This is a genomic window from Rhizobium sp. 01T444 (assembly GCF_056398305.1).
In genome coordinates this window covers 117,751-134,786 of record NZ_JBFTPD010000010.1, presented here as the reverse complement: position 1 = coordinate 134,786, position 17,036 = coordinate 117,751, and the positions used below count along the sequence as shown (strand labels likewise).

The window sequence follows — 17,036 nt, the reverse complement described above, 5'->3', positions numbered from 1 at the left end:
TCAGGCCTGTTCGATCTTCGCCCCGAGGCTCTTCATCAGATCCATGAACTGCGGAAAGCTGGTTGCAATCATACTGCTGTCGTCGATACCGACAGGATGCTCCGAAGCCAGCCCCATGACAAGGAAGCTCATGGCGATACGATGGTCGAGATGCGTGATGACCTGCTCGCCAGCAGCATTGCCAAGCCCCATTCCATCCGGCCGGCCGGTGACGGAAAGCGAGTCCTTGCCTTCCTCGCATTCGACGCCGTTGAGCTTCAGCCCTTCCGTGACAGCTGAGAGCCGATCCGATTCCTTGACCCGCAGCTCCTGCAGGCCGTTCATCACCGTTCGGCCCTTGGCAAAGGCGGCGGCGACGGCAAGTACCGGATATTCATCGATCATCGACGGTGCCCGCTCTGTCGGAACGGTGACACCGGTCAATTCCGAATGGCGCACGCGCAGGTCCGCGACATCTTCGCCGCCCGCAAGCCGCGGATCGAGGATCTCGATATCGGCGCCCATCTCCTGCAGCGTCAGGATCAGTCCCGTCCGCGTCGGGTTCATCAGCACATTGGAAATGGTGACGTCCGAGCTCGGCACAAGCAAAGCCGCCACCAGCGGGAACGCGGCGGAGGAGGGATCGCCAGGTACGTCGATCGTCTGGCCGGTCAGCTTGCCGCGGCCTTGCAGCCGGATCGTCCGCGTGCCGTCCCTGTCGGTCTTGATCGAAAGTTCCGCGCCGAAACCAGCCAGCATCTTTTCGGTATGGTCACGCGTGATCGCCGGCTCGATAACCGTCGTCACACCCGGTACATTGAGACCGGCCAGCAGCACCGCCGATTTTACCTGCGCCGAGGCGACGGGCAGGGTGTAGCGGATCGGGGCCGGCGTTTCCGGCCCGCGCAGCATCACCGGCAGGCGATCGCCCTCCATGGCTTTTACCTGCACGCCGATGCGGCGCAACGGATCGAGCACGCGGCCCATCGGCCGCCGGGAAAGCGAGGCGTCGCCGGTAAAGACGGTGTCGAAATCATAGACGCCGGCAAAGCCCATGATGAGGCGCGCGCCGGTGCCGGAATTGCCAAAATCGAGCGGAACCTCCGGTGCAAGCAATGCGCCGTTGCCTGTTCCGTTGATGATCCACGCGTCGCCCTCCTTGCGGATCACGGCACCCATGGCCTGCATTGCCTTGCCGGTATTGAGCACATCCTCACCTTCGAGGAGCCCGGCAACGCGCGTTTCCCCCGATGCCAGTCCGCCGAGTATCAGCGCGCGATGCGAGATCGACTTGTCGCCGGGAATACGGATGATTCCGGAAAGCCCGGAGGATCTGCGGGCGACGGCCGGCTTCGATGCGGAACCCTGCGACATGGGTTAATCCCTTGCAAAGGCAATACATTCAGGCCGCTCACGCCTCGGTGCCGGGATGTTTTTCCGGCGGGCCTTGCAGCAATCGCGGCTGGTTAGCACAAACTTGCCGAACGGTCATCCGGAATGGCGGTGAAAAGCCTGAAGTGCCCCGTGAAGTTTAGCTTTGACATGAGAAGCCGTAGCGATTATGGGGACCGGCTTATAAATTCCGAATAGAACGCCGGTTTGACGGCATTTGCCGAATTTCTCATTCGGCCATTCTCACGAGGCTTATAGTGGCGAAAGCGGAACTTGGTACAAAGCGCACTGATCCGGAAACCGGCAAGAAGTTCTACGATCTGAACCGGGATCCGATCGTCTCCCCTTATACCGGCAAATCCTATCCTYTGTCCTTCTTCCAGGAAACCTCGGCACTCGCCGAAGTTCAGGATGAGGACGAGGTTGCCGAAGTCGATACCGAAAACACCGAAGTCGAACTGGTTTCGCTCGAAGACGCCGATGACGCCGCTTCCGGCGACGATATCCCTGATATCGGCGACGACGACGTCGAAGTCGAAGGCGATGACGACGATACCTTCCTCGAAGTTGATGAAGATGACGAGGATGACGACATGAGCGACATCATCGGCGTCACCGGTGACGAAGACGAAGTCTGAGCGAACGAATACCGGCCCGGATGACAAAAATTTCCCGGGCCGGATTTTTTAGGCTTGCCATCTGCGAAAACCGCAAGTAATAAGCCGCCACTCCAGCGGGAACGCCTTCGGAGTATCCCAGGACCGGCGCAAGCCGGACCACCCTGATGGGGCTATAGCTCAGCTGGGAGAGCGCTTGCATGGCATGCAAGAGGTCAGCGGTTCGATCCCGCTTAGCTCCACCAAATCTCTCCAAATCACCAAATCTCTCCAAATGCAGTTCAGTAAGCACTTCAGGTCAGCATAACTGACATTTGTCAAAAGCTGTCTGGTTGCCACTTTTGCAGACGGCTGAAATCAGGTTCTTATATCGTGCGTCGAGGCCAGCCGATTCGGCGCTTCCCGGACACGAACCCATGACACGAGCAAGACGCCGCCGCATCATCAGAACCCGCAGGACCGCGACCGGACTGGCGCTGGTTGGCTCGATTTCCTTCCTTGCGGGAATGACGGATGCGACCGGCCTGCTTCTGACCGGGGACTTCGTATCCTTCATGACCGGCAATACGACGCGGGCGGCATTGGCGCTGAGCAGCGGCGATGTCAGGCATGCCGCCGTGCTTGTGTCGGCCATCATCGTCTTCGTGCTCGGCAATGCCGCCGGCATTGTCGTTGCGCATCGCGCGGAGCGGCGCATCTTCGTCGTGCTCTGCTGCGTCAGCCTCATGCTGGCGCTAGCCTCTATGATGACGCTGCAGGATCTGTTGATGACACGTTTCTATACGATCGTTCTCGCAATGGGCATGGTGAATGCGGCGGTCGAGCATATAGAAGGGCTGCCGATCGGCCTGACCTATGTGACCGGCGCGCTGTCGCGTTTCGGTCGCGGCATAGGCCGCTGGATCATTGGCGACCGGCGCCTCGACTGGACCATCCAGATCGTGCCATGGGGCGGCATGGTGCTCGGTGCCATCAGCGGAGCCCTCATGACGCGTCTTGTGGGCGCGCAGGCGCTGTGGTTGGTCTCCGTCTTCGCGATGGCGCTGGCGATTGTCGCCCTGTTTATTCCGCGCCCCCTGCAGCGTCGGTTCAATCAAAAGATCGGAGCCTCCGGCCCGCATTCGGCGCGTGCCAGATAACCGCCGTCACCACCCAGCCGAGCCTGAACGCAGAGAACCTGGGACCGCTCTTCGCGAACGGTACGGCCTTGCCGGCTACTACTTCGCCGGCCGCACCTCGGCGTTCTTTCCGATCTGAGGCTTATTTCTTGGAGATGGTGACGAATTTCGTACCCCGCACGCGGGTGGTGACGATGCAAGGGTCGCCGCCGGTGCGATCGCAGAAGCGCGGGTTCATTTTCATGGCGAGCACCATATTGCCGAAACGCTGGACGAAGTCGTAGCCAAAGATCTGCGCGGTCGCGATCATGAAGTAGCCGCCTTCGGCCACCTGCAGATAAAAATTATAGGTGCAGCCGTCTTCGTTGCACTGCGGACCCTTCTGGCCGTCGCAGGTGAGTTCGCCCTCGTTGACGACCACGTCCATGAGGCCGTCATTGTTGATATCCTGGCGGATGAGGAAACCGTCACCGAAGGATGCTTCCGTGCATTGTTCCTGGAAATGCTTCTTCTCATAGATCTCCGGGTCGGAGATCAGCGATTGCTGTGCGAAAGCCGCGACCGGCATGACCAGCAGCAGAACGATGTTCAGGAGTACGGGCAACAGCGTCTTCACGGCTTTCCTCTTATGGATAAAGGCTCTCTGGCCTTCCATTCTGTATGCGCCGCCTTGCGCCGCCCTTGCCGCAATGATTCAGTGTGCCTCGTTCCGCCGGTCTGGAGGCCTCGATGTCATTGCTCGTCTATCTCGATTACGCCGGCATTGCCCTCTTTGCCGCAACCGGCGCGCTGGCCGCCTCGCGCAAGCAGCTCGACCTGATCGGCTTCCTGTTTTTCGCGATCGTGACGGGGACGGGCGGCGGCACGGTGCGCGATATCATTCTCGGCCGCGTGCCGGTCTTCTGGGTGTTGAACCCGTTCTATATCGTCATCTGCTGCATTGCGGGTGTCGTCGTCTTCTTTACCGCCCATCTCCTGGAATCGCGCTATCGCCTGCTGATCTGGCTCGATGCGGTCGGTCTTGCCGCCTATTGCGTGCTCGGCGCCGCCAAGGGGCTGGCCGCGACCGGCTCGCCGACGATCGCCATTGTCACTGGTGCGCTGACGGCAACCTTCGGCGGCATCCTGCGCGATCTGCTGGCAAACGAACCATCCGTGCTGCTGCGCCCGGAAATTTACGTGACGGCGGCCCTGGTGGGATCGGGCGTCTTTACCGGCGTCAATGCGCTTGGCGCCGAGCTCTATATCGCATCGGCTTGCGGGGTCGCGGCAGCCTTCGCAGTGCGCGGCGGCGCCCTGTGGTTCGGCTGGACATTCCCGACCTACAAGCACATGCCTGGCCGACATCCTGACGATGTGATGTAAAAGTCAGCCTTGCTTCTGCCGTAGTCGGATCACCACGTCGACATGGGCGATTTCCATGCCCTCGGGCGGCGACGGCAGATTGGCGATGGTCAGATTGCTGATCGGAATATCGAGCACCTCGTTTTCGCCTTCGACGAAAAAGTGATGGTGATCGGAGACATTGGTGTCGAAATAGGTTTTGGCACTCTCGACGGCGAGAACGCGGATAAGGCCGGCTTCTGTGAACTGATGCAGCGTGTTGTAGACCGTCGCGAGCGAAACCGGCACGCCAGCGGTGACTGCTTCCTCGTGCAGTTCCTCGACGGTCAAGTGCCGGTCGCCCTTGGCAAACAGGAGGTCGCCAAGCGCGACGCGCTGGCGGGTGGGACGTAGGCCTGCACTACGCAGCCTGACCTCAATGGCGATCGGGGTTTCACCCGTCATTAACACCAACTCCGGTTATTCTGGCGAAAAGCAATCATGTTTGTTCAAAGCGATATAACTTTTGCGCAAAAGCCTTTCAATAGTTCAATGGGGACAAGAGCCTTCGAAAGGCCGCAAAAACGGGCTTTTGACGCAATTAGGTCTGGTCGCGGCCTTGGCCTTCCTGTATGCGACCACCAAATACTGGCTCAGACCCGGTCCGGAACGAAGAAATGAAGCCGCCATGCTTGCGCTTCATTTTCTGGTGAACTTGGACTAAAGACACACATCCATCGCCAAGAACGCGGGGGGAAACAGAGATTTATGACGACCAGACAGTCCAGCTACTCGTATGAAGAACTTATCGCCTGCGCACATGGCGAGCTGTTCGGGCCTGGCAATGCGCAGCTGCCTTTGCCGCCYATGCTGATGGTTCATCGSATCACGGAYATYTCTGAAACRGGYGGCRCCTTCGACAAGGGCTATCTGCGGGCCGAATACGATGTTCGCCCTGACGACTGGTATTTCCCCTGCCAYTTCGAAGGCAAYCCGATCATGCCSGGCTGCCTYGGCCTTGACGGCATGTGGCAGCTGACCGGCTTCTATCTGGGTTGGCTCGGTGAACAGGGCCGCGGCATGGCGCTCTCGACCGGCGAAGTGAAGTTCAAGGGCATGGTCCGCCCGCACACGAAGCTGATTGAATACGGTATCGACTTTAAGCGCGTCATGCGCGGCCGTCTGGTGCTCGGCACTGCCGACGGCTGGCTGAAGGCGGATGGCGAAACCATTTATCAGGCGACCGATCTTCGCGTCGGTCTCTCGAAAGACAAGACGGCGTGAAAACCGCATTTCGAGCGGCTCATGAAAACAACAAGGGTTTGATCAGATGAGACGGGTAGTTGTCACGGGTCTAGGTGTCGTGTCTTCGATCGGAAACGACGCGGCCGAAGTCACCGAATCCCTGCGCCAGGCAAAGTCCGGTATTTCCTTCTCCAGCGATTTCGCCGAACACGGCTTCAAGTGCCAGGTCTGGGGCAGCCCCAAGCTCGGCGCCGACAAGCTCGCCGAACTGGTCGATCGCCGCGCCATGCGCTTCCTGTCGCAAGGCGGCGCCTGGAATCATGTCGCCATGAAGCAGGCGATCGCCGATTCCGGCCTGGAAGACAAGGACTACAGCGAAAACGAGCGCGTCGGCATCATCATGGGTTCCGGCGGTCCGTCTACGCGCACGCTCATCGAAGCAGCCGAGATCACCGTCAAGAACAACAGCCCGAAGCGCATCGGCCCCTTCGCCGTGCCGAAGGCCATGTCGTCTACAGCGTCCGCAACGCTTGCCACCTGGTTCAAGATCCACGGCGTCAACTATTCTATCTCGTCTGCCTGCTCGACCTCCGCGCACTGCATCGGCAATGCCGTTGAAATGATCCAGTGGGGCAAGCAGGACATGATGTTTGCCGGCGGCCACGAAGATCTCGACTGGACCATGTCGAACCTCTTCGACGCCATGGGCGCCATGTCCTCCAAGTACAACGATACGCCGGATACCGCTTCCCGAGCCTATGACGTCAGCCGTGACGGCTTCGTCATCGCTGGCGGCGCTGGTGTGCTCGTCCTCGAGGAACTGGAACATGCCAAGGCACGGGGCGCCAAGATCTATGCTGAAATCATTGGCTACGGCGCAACCTCCGATGGCTATGACATGGTCGCTCCCTCGGGCGAGGGTGCTATCCGTTGCATGCGTCAGGCGCTGGCGACCGTGAAGGGTGATGTCGATTACATCAACACGCACGGCACCTCGACACCGGTCGGCGACAGCAAGGAAATCGGCGCCATCCGTGCGGTTTTCGGCGAGAAGCTGCCGCATATCCAGTCCACCAAGTCGCTGACGGGCCATTCGCTCGGTGCCGCCGGTGTGCAGGAATCGATCTATTCGCTGCTGATGATGCAGGAAGGTTTCATCGGCGAAAGCGCGCATATCAAGGAACTCGATCCGGAATTCGAAGGCGTGCCGATCGTCCGCAAGCGCATCGACAATGCCAAGATCGACATTGCCCTCTCCAATTCCTTCGGCTTCGGCGGCACCAACGCCACGCTCGTGTTCCAGAGCTACAACGGATAATAACAATGACCGGAATCATGCAGGGTAAGCGCGGCCTTATCATGGGCGTCGCAAACAACCATTCTATCGCCTGGGGAATTTCGAAGGCGCTCGCTGCCCAGGGCGCAGAACTGGCTTTCACTTTCCAGGGTGATGCGCTCGGCAAGCGCGTCAAGCCACTTGCAGCCGAAGTCAATTCCGATTTTCTTCTGCCCTGCGATGTTGAGGACATCGCGTCGGTCGACACGGTCATCGACACGATCAAGGAGCGCTGGGGCAAGCTGGATTTCATCGTCCATGCGATCGGCTTTTCCGACAAGAACGAGCTGAAGGGCCTCTACGCCGATACGACGCGCGAGAACTTCAGCCGCACCATGGTCATCTCCTGCTTCTCCTTCACGGAGATCGCCAAGCGCTGTGCGCCGTTGATGGAAGATGGCGGCACCATGCTGACGCTGACCTATAACGGCTCCACGCGCGTGATCCCGAACTATAACGTCATGGGCGTTGCCAAGGCTGCTCTGGAAGCTTCCGTGCGCTATCTGGCGGCCGATTACGGTCCGCGCGGCATCCGCGTCAACGCTATCTCGGCAGGCCCGATCCGCACGCTCGCCGGCGCAGGCATTTCCGATGCCCGCGCCATCCTGTCGTGGAACCAGCGCAATGCGCCGCTGCGCAAGACCGTCACCATCGATCACGTCGGCAGCTCCGCGCTGTACCTGCTTTCGGATCTCTCGATGGGCGTGACGGGCGAAATCCACTTCGTGGATGCCGGTTACAACATCACCTCCATGCCGGCACTGGAGACGCTGCGCAAGGCAGACGTCGAGTAAGGCCGGACAAGGCTTAAAAAGAAAAGGCGGCCATCGGCCGCCTTTTTTATTTACGTGCCCACAACACTTTGAAGCGGGCATTGCGGCAGGTTTCGCCGCTATCCTTGAAATGCTCTGCAAGCACCGGCTCATAAGGCAGGCCGCGATTGGCCACCAGCATCAGCCGCCCGCCGCCGCGCAGCGAAGAGGCCGCCGTCTTGATCATTGCCTGTCCAAGTGAAGGCTCAGCCGCATGGCCCTCATGGAAGGGCGGGTTCATGATGACGAGATCGTATTTGTCCCGCACCTGCTCGCCCGCCAGATCGTGCCAGAAGAAGCGCACAGGCGCGTCCGGGCAGTTCTCCGCCAGATTGGCCTTGGCGGCCTCCAGGGCCTCGTAGTTGGCCTCGTAGAGGTCAAGGCGGGCAAGGTTAGGAGACTTCTGTGCAAGTTCGGCGGAGAGATAGCCCCAGCCGGCGCCGAAATCGGCCGCATCGCCGGTAAAATCGGTCGGCAGGCGTGAGGCGAGAAGCTGCGAACCGGCGTCGAGCCGGTCATGCGAAAACATGCCGGGCGAGGCAATGAAGCGGCCGTCGACCCGAACCGGCGACTTGCCGAACTTCGCAACGATCTCGCTGACATCGGCCGGCCGGCCGAACCAGAAGGCGACGCCATGATATTTCGGCATATGCTCGGTATCGAGGCCGAAGCCTTCCACACGCTTGCGCAGCGGCTGGATGCCGTCTTCCTTGCCGCCGGCGACGACGATCAGCCCACCGGCCTTTACGCGGGAAAGGGCAGCGGCGATATTGGCTTCGTTTTCGCCCTTGTGCTTGGTGCAGAGCACCAGCGCTGCATCATAGTCTTCACCGTCTATCTCCGGCTTCGCCTCGATGCGCTGCGCCAGAAGCTGCCTGTAGAGCGGCTTGAAGCCCTGTACGGCCTCCAGGGACGCGGTAAAGCCCTCGGGTAGGGCGAAGCCTGCCTCTGCGCCAAGGAAGAGCACACGCTCGCCTTCGCCTGGCGGCGTGACGGTTTCGCTGGCAAAGGGGTGGAAAAGGGTCTTCAGCGTCTCGCGGCTCATGATCTGGTCCCGTCATCTGGAGCAATTCCAGGAAACTGCGCAGCGGTTTTCGTCCGCAATTGCGCAAAGGTCGAATACAAAAAGGGCGCGGAAACAGTCCCGCGCCCGGATATCAGCGGAGAAGGCGCGGCTTATTCGGCCGCTTCATCCTTCTTCTTGTCGCCCTTTTCGGCAGCTGGGATTTCCTGGCCGGTGGCCTGGTCGACGACCTTCATGGACAGGCGAACCTTGCCGCGCTCGTCGAAGCCGAGCAGCTTGACCCAGACCTTGTCGCCTTCCTTGACGACGTCCTGGGTCTTCGCGACACGCTCGGAAGCAAGCTGCGAGATGTGGACGAGGCCGTCACGGGCGCCGAAGAAGTTGACGAAGGCGCCGAAGTCGGCGGTCTTGACAACAGTGCCTTCGTAGATCTGGCCGATTTCCGGCTCGGCGACGATCGAGTGGATCCACTTGCGGGCCGCTTCGATTTCCTTGCCCGAGGAGGAGGCGATCTTGACGGTGCCGTCGTCCTCGATGTTGATCTTCGCGCCGGTCTTTTCGACGATTTCGCGGATGACCTTGCCGCCGGAGCCGATGACTTCGCGGATCTTGTCGACCGGAATGTTCATGACTTCGATGCGCGGAGCGAATTCGCCGAGCTGGCCACGGCTTTCGGTGATGGCCTTCGCCATTTCGCCGAGAATGTGGGCGCGACCACCCTGGGCCTGGCCAAGAGCGACCTTCATGATCTCTTCGGTGATACCGGCGATCTTGATGTCCATCTGCAGCGAGGTGATGCCGTCGGCAGTACCTGCCACCTTGAAGTCCATGTCGCCGAGGTGATCTTCGTCACCGAGAATGTCGGAGAGGACGGCGAAGCGATCGCCTTCAAGGATCAGACCCATGGCGATACCGGCAACCGGCTTTGCGAGCGGTACACCTGCATCCATCAGAGCGAGCGAGGTGCCGCAGACGGTAGCCATCGAGGACGAGCCATTCGACTCGGTGATCTCGGAGACGACGCGCAGCGTATAGGGGAACTGTTCGGCCGAAGGCAGCATCGGGCGAATGGCGCGCCATGCGAGCTTGCCATGACCGATTTCACGGCGACCCGGGGAGCCCATGCGGCCGGTCTCGCCGACCGAGTAGGGAGGGAAGTTGTAATGGAGCAGGAAGCGCTCCTTGTACATGCCCGTCAGGCTGTCGACATACTGCTCGTCTTCGCCGGTGCCGAGGGTGGCAACCACGATCGCCTGCGTTTCACCGCGGGTAAAGAGCGCCGAACCATGCGTGCGCGGCAGAAGGCCGACTTCCGATACGATCGGACGAACGGTTTCCAGGTCGCGACCATCGATGCGGCTCTTGGTGTCGAGGATGTTCCAGCGGACGATCTTGGCCTGCAGGTGCTTGAAGATCGCGCCGACTTCTTCGGCCGTGTACTTGGCTTCGCCTTCCTCGGGGAGGAAGTGCGCCTTCACCTTGGCCTTGACGGCGTCGACAGCTGCGTAGCGGTCGGCCTTCTGGGTGATCTTGTAGGCTTCGCGAAGTTCGCCTTCGGCAAGGCCGAGCATTTCGGATTCGAGAGCGGAATAGTCTTCCGGCTGGAAGTCACGCGGTTCCTTGGCGGCAACTTCGGCGAGCTTGATGATCGCGTCGAGAACCGGCTGGAAGCCCTTGTGGCCGAACATGACGGCGCCGAGCATGACGTCTTCCGGAAGCTCCTTGGCTTCGGATTCGACCATCAGGACGGCATCGTAGGTGCCGGCAACGACGAGATCGAGGCTCGATTCATCCATCTCGTCGAGATGCGGGTTGAGAACGTATTCGCCATTGATGTAGCCGACGCGTGCGCCGCCGACCGGGCCCATGAAGGGAACGCCGGAAAGCGTCAATGCCGCAGACGTTGCAACCATGGACAGGATGTCCGGGTTGTTCTCGAGGTCGTGCTGGATGACGGTGACAACGACCTGGGTGTCGTTCTTGTAGCCTTCCGGGAAGAGCGGGCGGATCGGGCGGTCGATCAGGCGGGAAACGAGGGTTTCGTTTTCGCTCGGGCGACCTTCGCGCTTGAAGTAGCCGCCGGGGATCTTGCCGGCTGCATAGGTCTTTTCCTGATAGTTGACCGTCAGCGGGAAGAAGTCCTGGCCGGGCTTCGGTGCCTTGGCGGAAACGACGGTCGCAAGAACCACGGTTTCGCCGTAGGTGGCGAGCACAGCACCGTCAGCCTGACGGGCGATCTTGCCGGTCTCGAGCTTGAGCGGGCGGCCTGCCCACTCGATTTCTACTTTATGTGTATCGAACATGTCTTGTCCTTCAATGCGGCCAACGCGCCGTCTCCGTGAGGAGCAGCACAGCGTCGACCACAATCAGTGTGACGCATCACGGGCAAGACAACGGGAAGCTTCGAGCGGACGATTTCCCTCGGGAAATCGGGCCAAAGCTCTTGTGAAACTCTGGCCGAAAGCATCCGGCAATCCTGCCCCATGACAGGTCAACGGTTGGTCTGGCAGATCCGGCCCATCCGGAACTGCCGTCTTTCCATTCACACAGATAGCGCGCGCTTGGAAAATGTCATCGGGAGACGCACTCCCGAAAAAACATTCGGCGGGCGAAGTGCTTCGCCCGCCGAAAAATCATTATCGGCGGATACCCAGGCCGTTGATCAGCTTGGCGTAGCGGCCTTCGTCCTTCTTCTTGAGATAGTCAAGAAGCGAGCGGCGGCTGGAAACGAGCGTCAGCAGACCACGGCGGGAATGGTTATCCTTCTTGTGGTCCTTGAAGTGTTCGGTCAGGTTGTTGATGCGCTCGGTGAGGATCGCAACCTGTACTTCCGGCGAACCAGTGTCGCCCTCGGTGGTCGCATATTCCTTGATCAGCGCAGCCTTGCGCTCAGCAGTAATCGACATCGGACAATCCTTTCGTTGAGAGGAGTTTAAGTCGCCAAAAGCCGGGATGTCGTCCAGCCTTGGCCGCGAATGCAATCGGGGATACCCTGATGCTGGCGCTGCCTATAAACCAAATAAGCAGCGTTGGAAAGAGGGGCACTCGTAGCGGTTTCAGCGCCCCGCCATGGCGTCCCGGATCATCGCATCGTATCCTTCGGGATCCTGTAGCATGGCGAAATGGCTGGCATCCTTCAGGATGACGAGTTTTGCGCCTGGAATTTCCTTCGCCATCATCTCTGTATGATCGAGCTTTACGGCCTCGTCATGATCGCCGATGGCGAGAGTGACCGGCACCGTGATCTTTCCGAGATCCGCTGCCGTCCAGGCAGGCTGTGTCGCCCACATTTCCGAGATTTGTTTGACGAAGGCGTCGTATTCGTTCGGCGTCGGCGACAGCTTTTTGTAATATTCGCCGGCAACATTGATGTAGTCGTTGAAGGTCTTGTTGCTCATGACGTCGGACTTAACGCCGTCGGTCGTGACATTTGCCGCCTGGGCGATGACGCGCGTGAGCTTTTCCGGATGTTTCATCGCCATGTCGATGCCGATGATGCCGCCGTCCGACCAGCCAACCAGCGTCACCTTGCCGATTTTCAGATAGTCGAGAAGCGCTGCATAATCCGATGTCATCAGATCATAGCCGAAGGGCTGCTGGCTGCGCGTGGAGCGCCCATGCCCGCGGCTGTCGGCAACGATGACGAGGTGATCTCTAGCGAAATCGGCGACCTGATGGCCCCAGACATCGGCATTTCCAAGCCCGCCGTGGATGAAGAGGATCGGGTCGCCCTCGCCATATTCGGCGTAATACATCTTGATGTCGTTGACTTCAGCCATGCCGCTCGCCTTCGGCGCCGACATGGAAGGAAAGGCCGGAAGTTCGGCCCAGCGCTCGCCAGATTGAGCGATCGTAACCGTGAGAAACAACGAAAAGAACGTCAGTATTCCCAAAGCGATTTTGCGCATATTTTTCCCCTATGACGGGCCGTTATGGCCCGCCGGGAAACATATCGCATCGCCTATTTCTGGCAATGCCGCTATTTGCAACTGTCAGGCGAAAACACGCTTCGGCCGGAATTCACCCTGTCCGATCTCGCCGATCGCGATCAGCCTGCCGCGGGCCGTCGCATAGGCCTCGCTTTCGGCAACCGGCGCGTCGCGGCCGCGCACCAGGATAGGGTTGCCCATTTTCAGCCGGTGCGCCTGATCATCACTGACAACAAGGTGCGGCAGGGTTGATAACGCCTCGCAGGTATCGATCAGTAGTGCGTCGAGGGCGGCAAGACGCTCATCCATGTCCTCGATCTCTTCGAGCGCCGTGAGCTTTGCAAGCGGCACCATCGTCTCTTCTGCAAAGGGCGCGACGAAAGTTCTGCGCAGGCCGGAAACATGACCGTAGCAGCCGAGTTCGCGGCCGAAATCGCGGGCAAGCGCCCGCACGTAGGTGCCCTTGCCGCATTCCACCTCGAAATGCGCGGTATTGGCATCCGGGCAGGCGAGAAGCGTCAGACGATGAACCTCGACCTCGCGTGAGGGGATCTCGACCGCCTCGCCGTCGCGCGCCAGATCGTAGGCGCGTTCACCGGCGATTTTGATGGCGGAAAACTGCGGCGGAACCTGGCTGATCGTGCCGATATATTTCGGCAGGATATCGCGGATCTGCTGCTCGCTCGGGCGCTTGTCGGAGTTCTGCGTAACATCGCCCTCGAGGTCGTCGGTTGCCCGCTCTTCGCCCCAGCTCACCGTGAACTCGTAGATCTTGCGGCCATCCATCACATAGGGGACGGTCTTGGTGGCATCGCCGAGCGCGATCGGCAGCATGCCCGAGGCCAATGGATCGAGTGTGCCTGCATGGCCGCACTTCTGCGCCTTGAAGAGCCACTTGATCTTGGAAACGGCTTCCGTCGAGCCGAAATCCACCGGCTTGTCGAGGATCAGCCAACCGGAAATCGGGCGGCCCTTGGGTTTGCGTGGTTTGGACATCAGTCTCTTCTGTTATTCGTCGTCATTGTCGAGATCGCGGCTCACCTCGGGCGAGCGCAGCAGGTCGTCGATCTTCTTATAATTGTCGAAGCTGGTATCGTCGCGGAAGCGCACTTCCGGCATGTATTTCATCTGCCGGAGCTGCGGTCCGAGCCGGCCACGGATGAACTTCGCTTTACGGTTCAGCGCGTCGATGACGATCGTGTGGTCGGAAACGCCGAGCGGCGTCACATAGGCCGTCGCGATCTTCAAGTCGGGCGACATGCGCACCTCGGAGATCGAGATCACGGTCGCCTCGATGATGTCGTCGCGCACTTCGCCGCGCTGCAGCACCTGGGTGATTGCTGCGCGAACCTGCTCGCCGACGCGCAGCATGCGCTGCGACGGTGCCGAGGATGTAGGTCTTGTTGCCATTGTTCTTTATCCCAAAAGGATCGGGCGCCGGACTGGATGATCCGGCGCCCGTCCAAGATTTCAATCGTCGCCCGATCAGAGCGTGCGCGTGATGTGCTCGACGCGGAAGCACTCGATGACGTCGCCGACACGCATGTCTTCGTAGTTCTCGAAGGCCATACCGCACTCCTGGCCCATCGGTACTTCAGAGACTTCGTCCTTGAAGCGCTTGAGGGTCTTGAGCTTGCCTTCGTGCACGACGACGTTGTCGCGGATGAGGCGGACACCCGCGCCACGCTCGACCTTGCCTTCGACGACGCGGCAACCCGCGACCTTGCCGACCTTGGTGATGTTGAACACCTCCAGGATCTCGGCATTGCCGATGAAGGTCTCGCGACGTTCCGGCGAAAGAAGACCCGACATAGCCGCCTTCACGTCATCCACGAGGTCGTAGATGATGTTGTAGTAGCGGATCTCGATCCCCTCACGTTCGGCGAACTGGCGTGCCTGCGCATTCGCACGCACGTTGAAGCCGATGATGGCAGCGTTCGATGCTTCGGCAAGCGAGATGTCGGACTCGGTGATGCCGCCTGCGCCCGAATGAACGATGCGGGCACGAACCTCGTCGGTACCGAGCTTGTCCAATGCGCCGGCAATCGCTTCGATCGAGCCCTGCACGTCGCCCTTGATGACCAGCGGGAATTCCTTCACGCCGGTGGTCTGGAGCTGCGTCATCATCTGTTCCAGCGAGCCGCGCTGTCCCGACAGGCGGGCAGCTGCCTTGTCGCGTGCGAGACGCTGACGATACTCCGAGATTTCGCGGGCGCGGCTTTCATTCTCGACGACGGCAAACTTGTCACCTGCCTGCGGCGTGCCGGAAAGACCGAGAACCTCGACCGGGGTCGCGGGACTGGCTTCCTTCACATGGTCGCCCTTATCGGTGACCAGGGCGCGCACGCGGCCCCAGACGTCACCGGCAACGATGATCTGACCCGGACGCAGTGTGCCCTTCTGGACAAGCACTGTCGCAACCGCACCACGACCGCGGTCGAGCTGGGCTTCGATGACAGTACCCTCAGCCGTCCTGTTCGGATTGGCCTTGAGGTCGAGAATTTCGGCCTGCAGCAGGATCGCTTCGAGCAGCTTATCGAGGTTCTTGCCCGTCTTGGCCGAAACTTCGACGTCGAGCACTTCACCGCCCATGGATTCGACGAAGACTTCGTGCTGCAGAAGCTGGTTGCGAACTTTCTGCGGATCGGCCTCGTGCTTGTCGACCTTGTTGATCGCCACGATGATCGGAACACCGGCCGCCTTGGCGTGGTTGATGGATTCGATCGTCTGCGGCATCACGCTATCGTCAGCCGCGACCACAAGGATCGCGATATCGGTAGCCTGCGCACCGCGGGCACGCATCGCCGTAAAGGCTGCGTGGCCGGGAGTATCGATGAAGGTGATCTTCTGGCCGTTCTGTTCCACCTGATAGGCGCCGATATGCTGCGTGATGCCACCGGCTTCGCCGGAGACCACGTTGGCATGGCGGATAGCGTCGAGCAGCGAGGTCTTGCCGTGGTCGACGTGGCCCATAATGGTGACGACAGGCGGGCGCGAAACCAGTTCGCCCTGCTCGTCGGACACATTGAAGATGCCGAGTTCGACGTCGGATTCGGATACGCGCCTGACCGTATGGCCGAATTCACCGGCGATGAGTTCAGCGAGGTCGGCGTCGATGACGTCGCCCGGCTTCATCATCTGGCCTTCCTTCATCAGGTACTTGATGACGTCAACGGCACGTTCAGACATGCGCTGCGACAGTTCCTGGATCGTGATGGTTTCGGGCAGTACGACCTCGCGGGTGATCTTCTCGCGCGTCTCCTGCATCTGGCTGCGGCGGAACTTTTCCTGCCGGCGGCGCATGGCCGAAAGCGAACGCCCGCGTGCATTGCCGTCGTCATCGACGTTTGCGGTGGTAACGGTCAGCTTGCCGCGGCGGCGGTCTTCCTCGCTCTTCGGGCGGGTTGTCACCGGCTTTGCGGGCTCCGGACGAACCGGGCGGCCACGGACCGGACCGCTGCGCGAAGCACCGCGGTCTTCCTCTTCGCCTTCATTACGGCGACCACGCACACCTGCCGGTGCGCCTGGCGCAGGCCGGGCGGTTGAGGGCGACGGAGCGGTTTCCGGACGGCGAGCGGCCGGCGCGGCTGCCGGTGCCGGCTGCTGCGGACGAGGAGTTTCAACACGTGCTTCCACTGCAGGAGCGGCAGGTGGTTCGGCCAGGGCTGCTGCTGCGGCCTCCGCCTGGCGTACGGCCTCTTCTGCGGCGCGCAGCTTGGCTTCCTCCGCTTCGGCGGCCTGGCGTACGGCCTCTTCTGCCGCGCGGCGCTTTTCTTCCTCAGCACGACGGATGGCGTCCTGCGCGTCACGGGCTTGCGCGTCGGCAAGCGCGCGGCGACGGGCATCCATTTCCTCAGGCGAAAGGTGGTTCAGCACCACGGGACGTGGACGATCCTGCTGACGCTGCGGCTGGTAGGATTGCTGCGGACGCTGGTTTGTCTGCTGCGGGCGCTGGTTGTTCTGGCCACCAGGCTGTTGAATGCGCGGGGCCGGAGCCGACTGCTGCGGGCGCGCCTGCACAGGCGCCGGCGCCGGTTCAGGCGCGCGCACCGGAGCTACGGGAGCAGGTGTCATCGGCTTTTCGTCTTCAGGGCGCATCGGGCGCCGCTTGCGGGTCTCGACGACGACCGCCTTGGTGCGACCGCGACCCATATCCTGGCGAACGGTACCCTGGCTCATTCCTGATGGTTTCAGGGTGAGGGTTTTCTTCCCCGTTGCGCTGATTGTCTTGTCGTCGTTGCTGTCGGTCATTCGTTCCCGT

General features: G+C 60.7%; 16 protein-coding genes and 1 tRNA gene. 7 read left to right on the top strand and 10 right to left on the bottom strand.

What is annotated here, in order from left to right; all coding sequences use genetic code 11:
* Nucleotides 1-1,353 carry a 3-phosphoshikimate 1-carboxyvinyltransferase gene (aroA, locus tag AC1DTN_RS16150; RefSeq protein ID WP_477921697.1) on the bottom strand — a complete coding sequence of 451 codons (1,353 nt, stop codon included), beginning with the start codon at nucleotides 1,351-1,353 and terminating at the stop codon, nucleotides 1-3.
* Nucleotides 1,354-1,628: 275 nt separating this feature from the next.
* Here aroA and AC1DTN_RS16145 point away from each other — a divergent pair, with 275 nt between their 5' ends.
* The 3 genes from AC1DTN_RS16145 (at nucleotide 1,629) to AC1DTN_RS16135 (ending at nucleotide 3,127) form a co-directional block, all read left to right on the top strand.
* Nucleotides 1,629-2,009 (top strand): TIGR02300 family protein, encoded by a 381-nt coding sequence (locus tag AC1DTN_RS16145; RefSeq protein ID WP_113320477.1) that lies wholly within the window; start codon nucleotides 1,629-1,631, stop codon nucleotides 2,007-2,009.
* Between the two features lie 148 nt (nucleotides 2,010-2,157).
* Nucleotides 2,158-2,233, top strand: a tRNA-Ala gene (locus AC1DTN_RS16140).
* A gap of 171 nt (nucleotides 2,234-2,404) precedes the next feature.
* On the top strand, nucleotides 2,405-3,127 hold the full coding sequence (locus AC1DTN_RS16135; protein WP_310379935.1) for a YoaK family protein: 723 nt from the start codon (nucleotides 2,405-2,407) through the stop codon (nucleotides 3,125-3,127).
* 121 nt (nucleotides 3,128-3,248) lie between these two features.
* Here the strand turns inward: AC1DTN_RS16135 and AC1DTN_RS16130 are convergent, their stop codons facing one another.
* Complete coding sequence (locus AC1DTN_RS16130; protein WP_113320580.1) at nucleotides 3,249-3,722, bottom strand: hypothetical protein; 474 nt, start codon at nucleotides 3,720-3,722, stop codon at nucleotides 3,249-3,251.
* Nucleotides 3,723-3,835: 113 nt separating this feature from the next.
* Between AC1DTN_RS16130 and AC1DTN_RS16125 the strand changes: the two genes are divergently transcribed.
* The gene (locus tag AC1DTN_RS16125) at nucleotides 3,836-4,471 is read left to right on the top strand and encodes a trimeric intracellular cation channel family protein (protein WP_007814141.1); all 636 of its coding nucleotides are present in this window, start codon (nucleotides 3,836-3,838) and stop codon (nucleotides 4,469-4,471) included.
* A gap of 3 nt (nucleotides 4,472-4,474) precedes the next feature.
* Here AC1DTN_RS16125 and irrA read toward each other — a convergent pair whose 3' ends face one another.
* On the bottom strand, nucleotides 4,475-4,894 hold the full coding sequence (gene irrA, locus AC1DTN_RS16120; RefSeq protein WP_113320479.1) for an iron response transcriptional regulator IrrA: 420 nt from the start codon (nucleotides 4,892-4,894) through the stop codon (nucleotides 4,475-4,477).
* A gap of 303 nt (nucleotides 4,895-5,197) precedes the next feature.
* Between irrA and fabA the strand changes: the two genes are divergently transcribed.
* The 3 genes from fabA to fabI are packed head-to-tail and all read left to right on the top strand — an operon-like array spanning nucleotide 5,198 to nucleotide 7,804.
* Nucleotides 5,198-5,713 carry a 3-hydroxyacyl-[acyl-carrier-protein] dehydratase FabA gene (fabA, locus tag AC1DTN_RS16115; protein ID WP_477921695.1) on the top strand — a complete coding sequence of 172 codons (516 nt, stop codon included), beginning with the start codon at nucleotides 5,198-5,200 and terminating at the stop codon, nucleotides 5,711-5,713.
* Between the two features lie 46 nt (nucleotides 5,714-5,759).
* Entirely contained in the window at nucleotides 5,760-6,992 is a 1,233-nt protein-coding gene (gene fabB, locus AC1DTN_RS16110) for a beta-ketoacyl-ACP synthase I (RefSeq protein WP_477921693.1), read from the top strand.
* 5 nt (nucleotides 6,993-6,997) lie between these two features.
* Entirely contained in the window at nucleotides 6,998-7,804 is an 807-nt protein-coding gene (gene fabI / locus AC1DTN_RS16105; protein ID WP_113320481.1) for an enoyl-ACP reductase FabI, read from the top strand.
* A 46-nt stretch (nucleotides 7,805-7,850) separates the two neighbouring features.
* Here fabI and AC1DTN_RS16100 read toward each other — a convergent pair whose 3' ends face one another.
* The 7 genes from AC1DTN_RS16100 to infB form a co-directional block, all read right to left on the bottom strand.
* Nucleotides 7,851-8,867, bottom strand: coding sequence for a class I SAM-dependent methyltransferase (locus tag AC1DTN_RS16100; protein ID WP_477921691.1), 1,017 nt, complete (start codon nucleotides 8,865-8,867; stop codon nucleotides 7,851-7,853).
* 131 nt (nucleotides 8,868-8,998) lie between these two features.
* Nucleotides 8,999-11,149 carry a polyribonucleotide nucleotidyltransferase gene (pnp, locus tag AC1DTN_RS16095; RefSeq protein ID WP_113320483.1) on the bottom strand — a complete coding sequence of 717 codons (2,151 nt, stop codon included), beginning with the start codon at nucleotides 11,147-11,149 and terminating at the stop codon, nucleotides 8,999-9,001.
* Nucleotides 11,150-11,482: 333 nt separating this feature from the next.
* The gene (rpsO, locus tag AC1DTN_RS16090; protein WP_477921690.1) at nucleotides 11,483-11,752 is read right to left on the bottom strand and encodes a 30S ribosomal protein S15; all 270 of its coding nucleotides are present in this window, start codon (nucleotides 11,750-11,752) and stop codon (nucleotides 11,483-11,485) included.
* Between the two features lie 150 nt (nucleotides 11,753-11,902).
* Nucleotides 11,903-12,754 carry an alpha/beta fold hydrolase gene (locus tag AC1DTN_RS16085; RefSeq protein WP_477921688.1) on the bottom strand — a complete coding sequence of 284 codons (852 nt, stop codon included), beginning with the start codon at nucleotides 12,752-12,754 and terminating at the stop codon, nucleotides 11,903-11,905.
* 84 nt (nucleotides 12,755-12,838) lie between these two features.
* Nucleotides 12,839-13,771, bottom strand: coding sequence for a tRNA pseudouridine(55) synthase TruB (truB, locus tag AC1DTN_RS16080; protein WP_113320485.1), 933 nt, complete (start codon nucleotides 13,769-13,771; stop codon nucleotides 12,839-12,841).
* A 12-nt stretch (nucleotides 13,772-13,783) separates the two neighbouring features.
* The gene (rbfA, locus tag AC1DTN_RS16075; RefSeq protein WP_113320486.1) at nucleotides 13,784-14,185 is read right to left on the bottom strand and encodes a 30S ribosome-binding factor RbfA; all 402 of its coding nucleotides are present in this window, start codon (nucleotides 14,183-14,185) and stop codon (nucleotides 13,784-13,786) included.
* A gap of 75 nt (nucleotides 14,186-14,260) precedes the next feature.
* Nucleotides 14,261-17,026 carry a translation initiation factor IF-2 gene (gene infB / locus AC1DTN_RS16070; RefSeq protein WP_477921686.1) on the bottom strand — a complete coding sequence of 922 codons (2,766 nt, stop codon included), beginning with the start codon at nucleotides 17,024-17,026 and terminating at the stop codon, nucleotides 14,261-14,263.
* Nucleotides 17,027-17,036 lie beyond the last annotated feature (10 nt).

Bases quoted from the DNA above. Each gene is read 5' to 3' on its own strand.
- aroA (WP_477921697.1), bottom strand. From the start codon at position 1,353: ATGTCGCAGGGTTCCGCATCGAAGCCGGCCGTCGCCCGCAGATCCTCC.
- AC1DTN_RS16135 (WP_310379935.1), top strand. From the start codon at position 2,405: ATGACACGAGCAAGACGCCGCCGCATCATCAGAACCCGCAGGACCGCG.
- AC1DTN_RS16125 (WP_007814141.1), top strand. From the start codon at position 3,836: ATGTCATTGCTCGTCTATCTCGATTACGCCGGCATTGCCCTCTTTGCC.
- irrA (WP_113320479.1), bottom strand. From the start codon at position 4,894: ATGACGGGTGAAACCCCGATCGCCATTGAGGTCAGGCTGCGTAGTGCA.
- fabB (WP_477921693.1), top strand. From the start codon at position 5,760: ATGAGACGGGTAGTTGTCACGGGTCTAGGTGTCGTGTCTTCGATCGGA.
- fabI (WP_113320481.1), top strand. From the start codon at position 6,998: ATGACCGGAATCATGCAGGGTAAGCGCGGCCTTATCATGGGCGTCGCA.
- AC1DTN_RS16100 (WP_477921691.1), bottom strand. From the start codon at position 8,867: ATGAGCCGCGAGACGCTGAAGACCCTTTTCCACCCCTTTGCCAGCGAA.
- pnp (WP_113320483.1), bottom strand. From the start codon at position 11,149: ATGTTCGATACACATAAAGTAGAAATCGAGTGGGCAGGCCGCCCGCTC.
- rpsO (WP_477921690.1), bottom strand. From the start codon at position 11,752: ATGTCGATTACTGCTGAGCGCAAGGCTGCGCTGATCAAGGAATATGCG.
- AC1DTN_RS16085 (WP_477921688.1), bottom strand. From the start codon at position 12,754: ATGCGCAAAATCGCTTTGGGAATACTGACGTTCTTTTCGTTGTTTCTC.
- truB (WP_113320485.1), bottom strand. From the start codon at position 13,771: ATGTCCAAACCACGCAAACCCAAGGGCCGCCCGATTTCCGGTTGGCTG.
- rbfA (WP_113320486.1), bottom strand. From the start codon at position 14,185: ATGGCAACAAGACCTACATCCTCGGCACCGTCGCAGCGCATGCTGCGC.
- infB (WP_477921686.1), bottom strand. From the start codon at position 17,026: ATGACCGACAGCAACGACGACAAGACAATCAGCGCAACGGGGAAGAAA.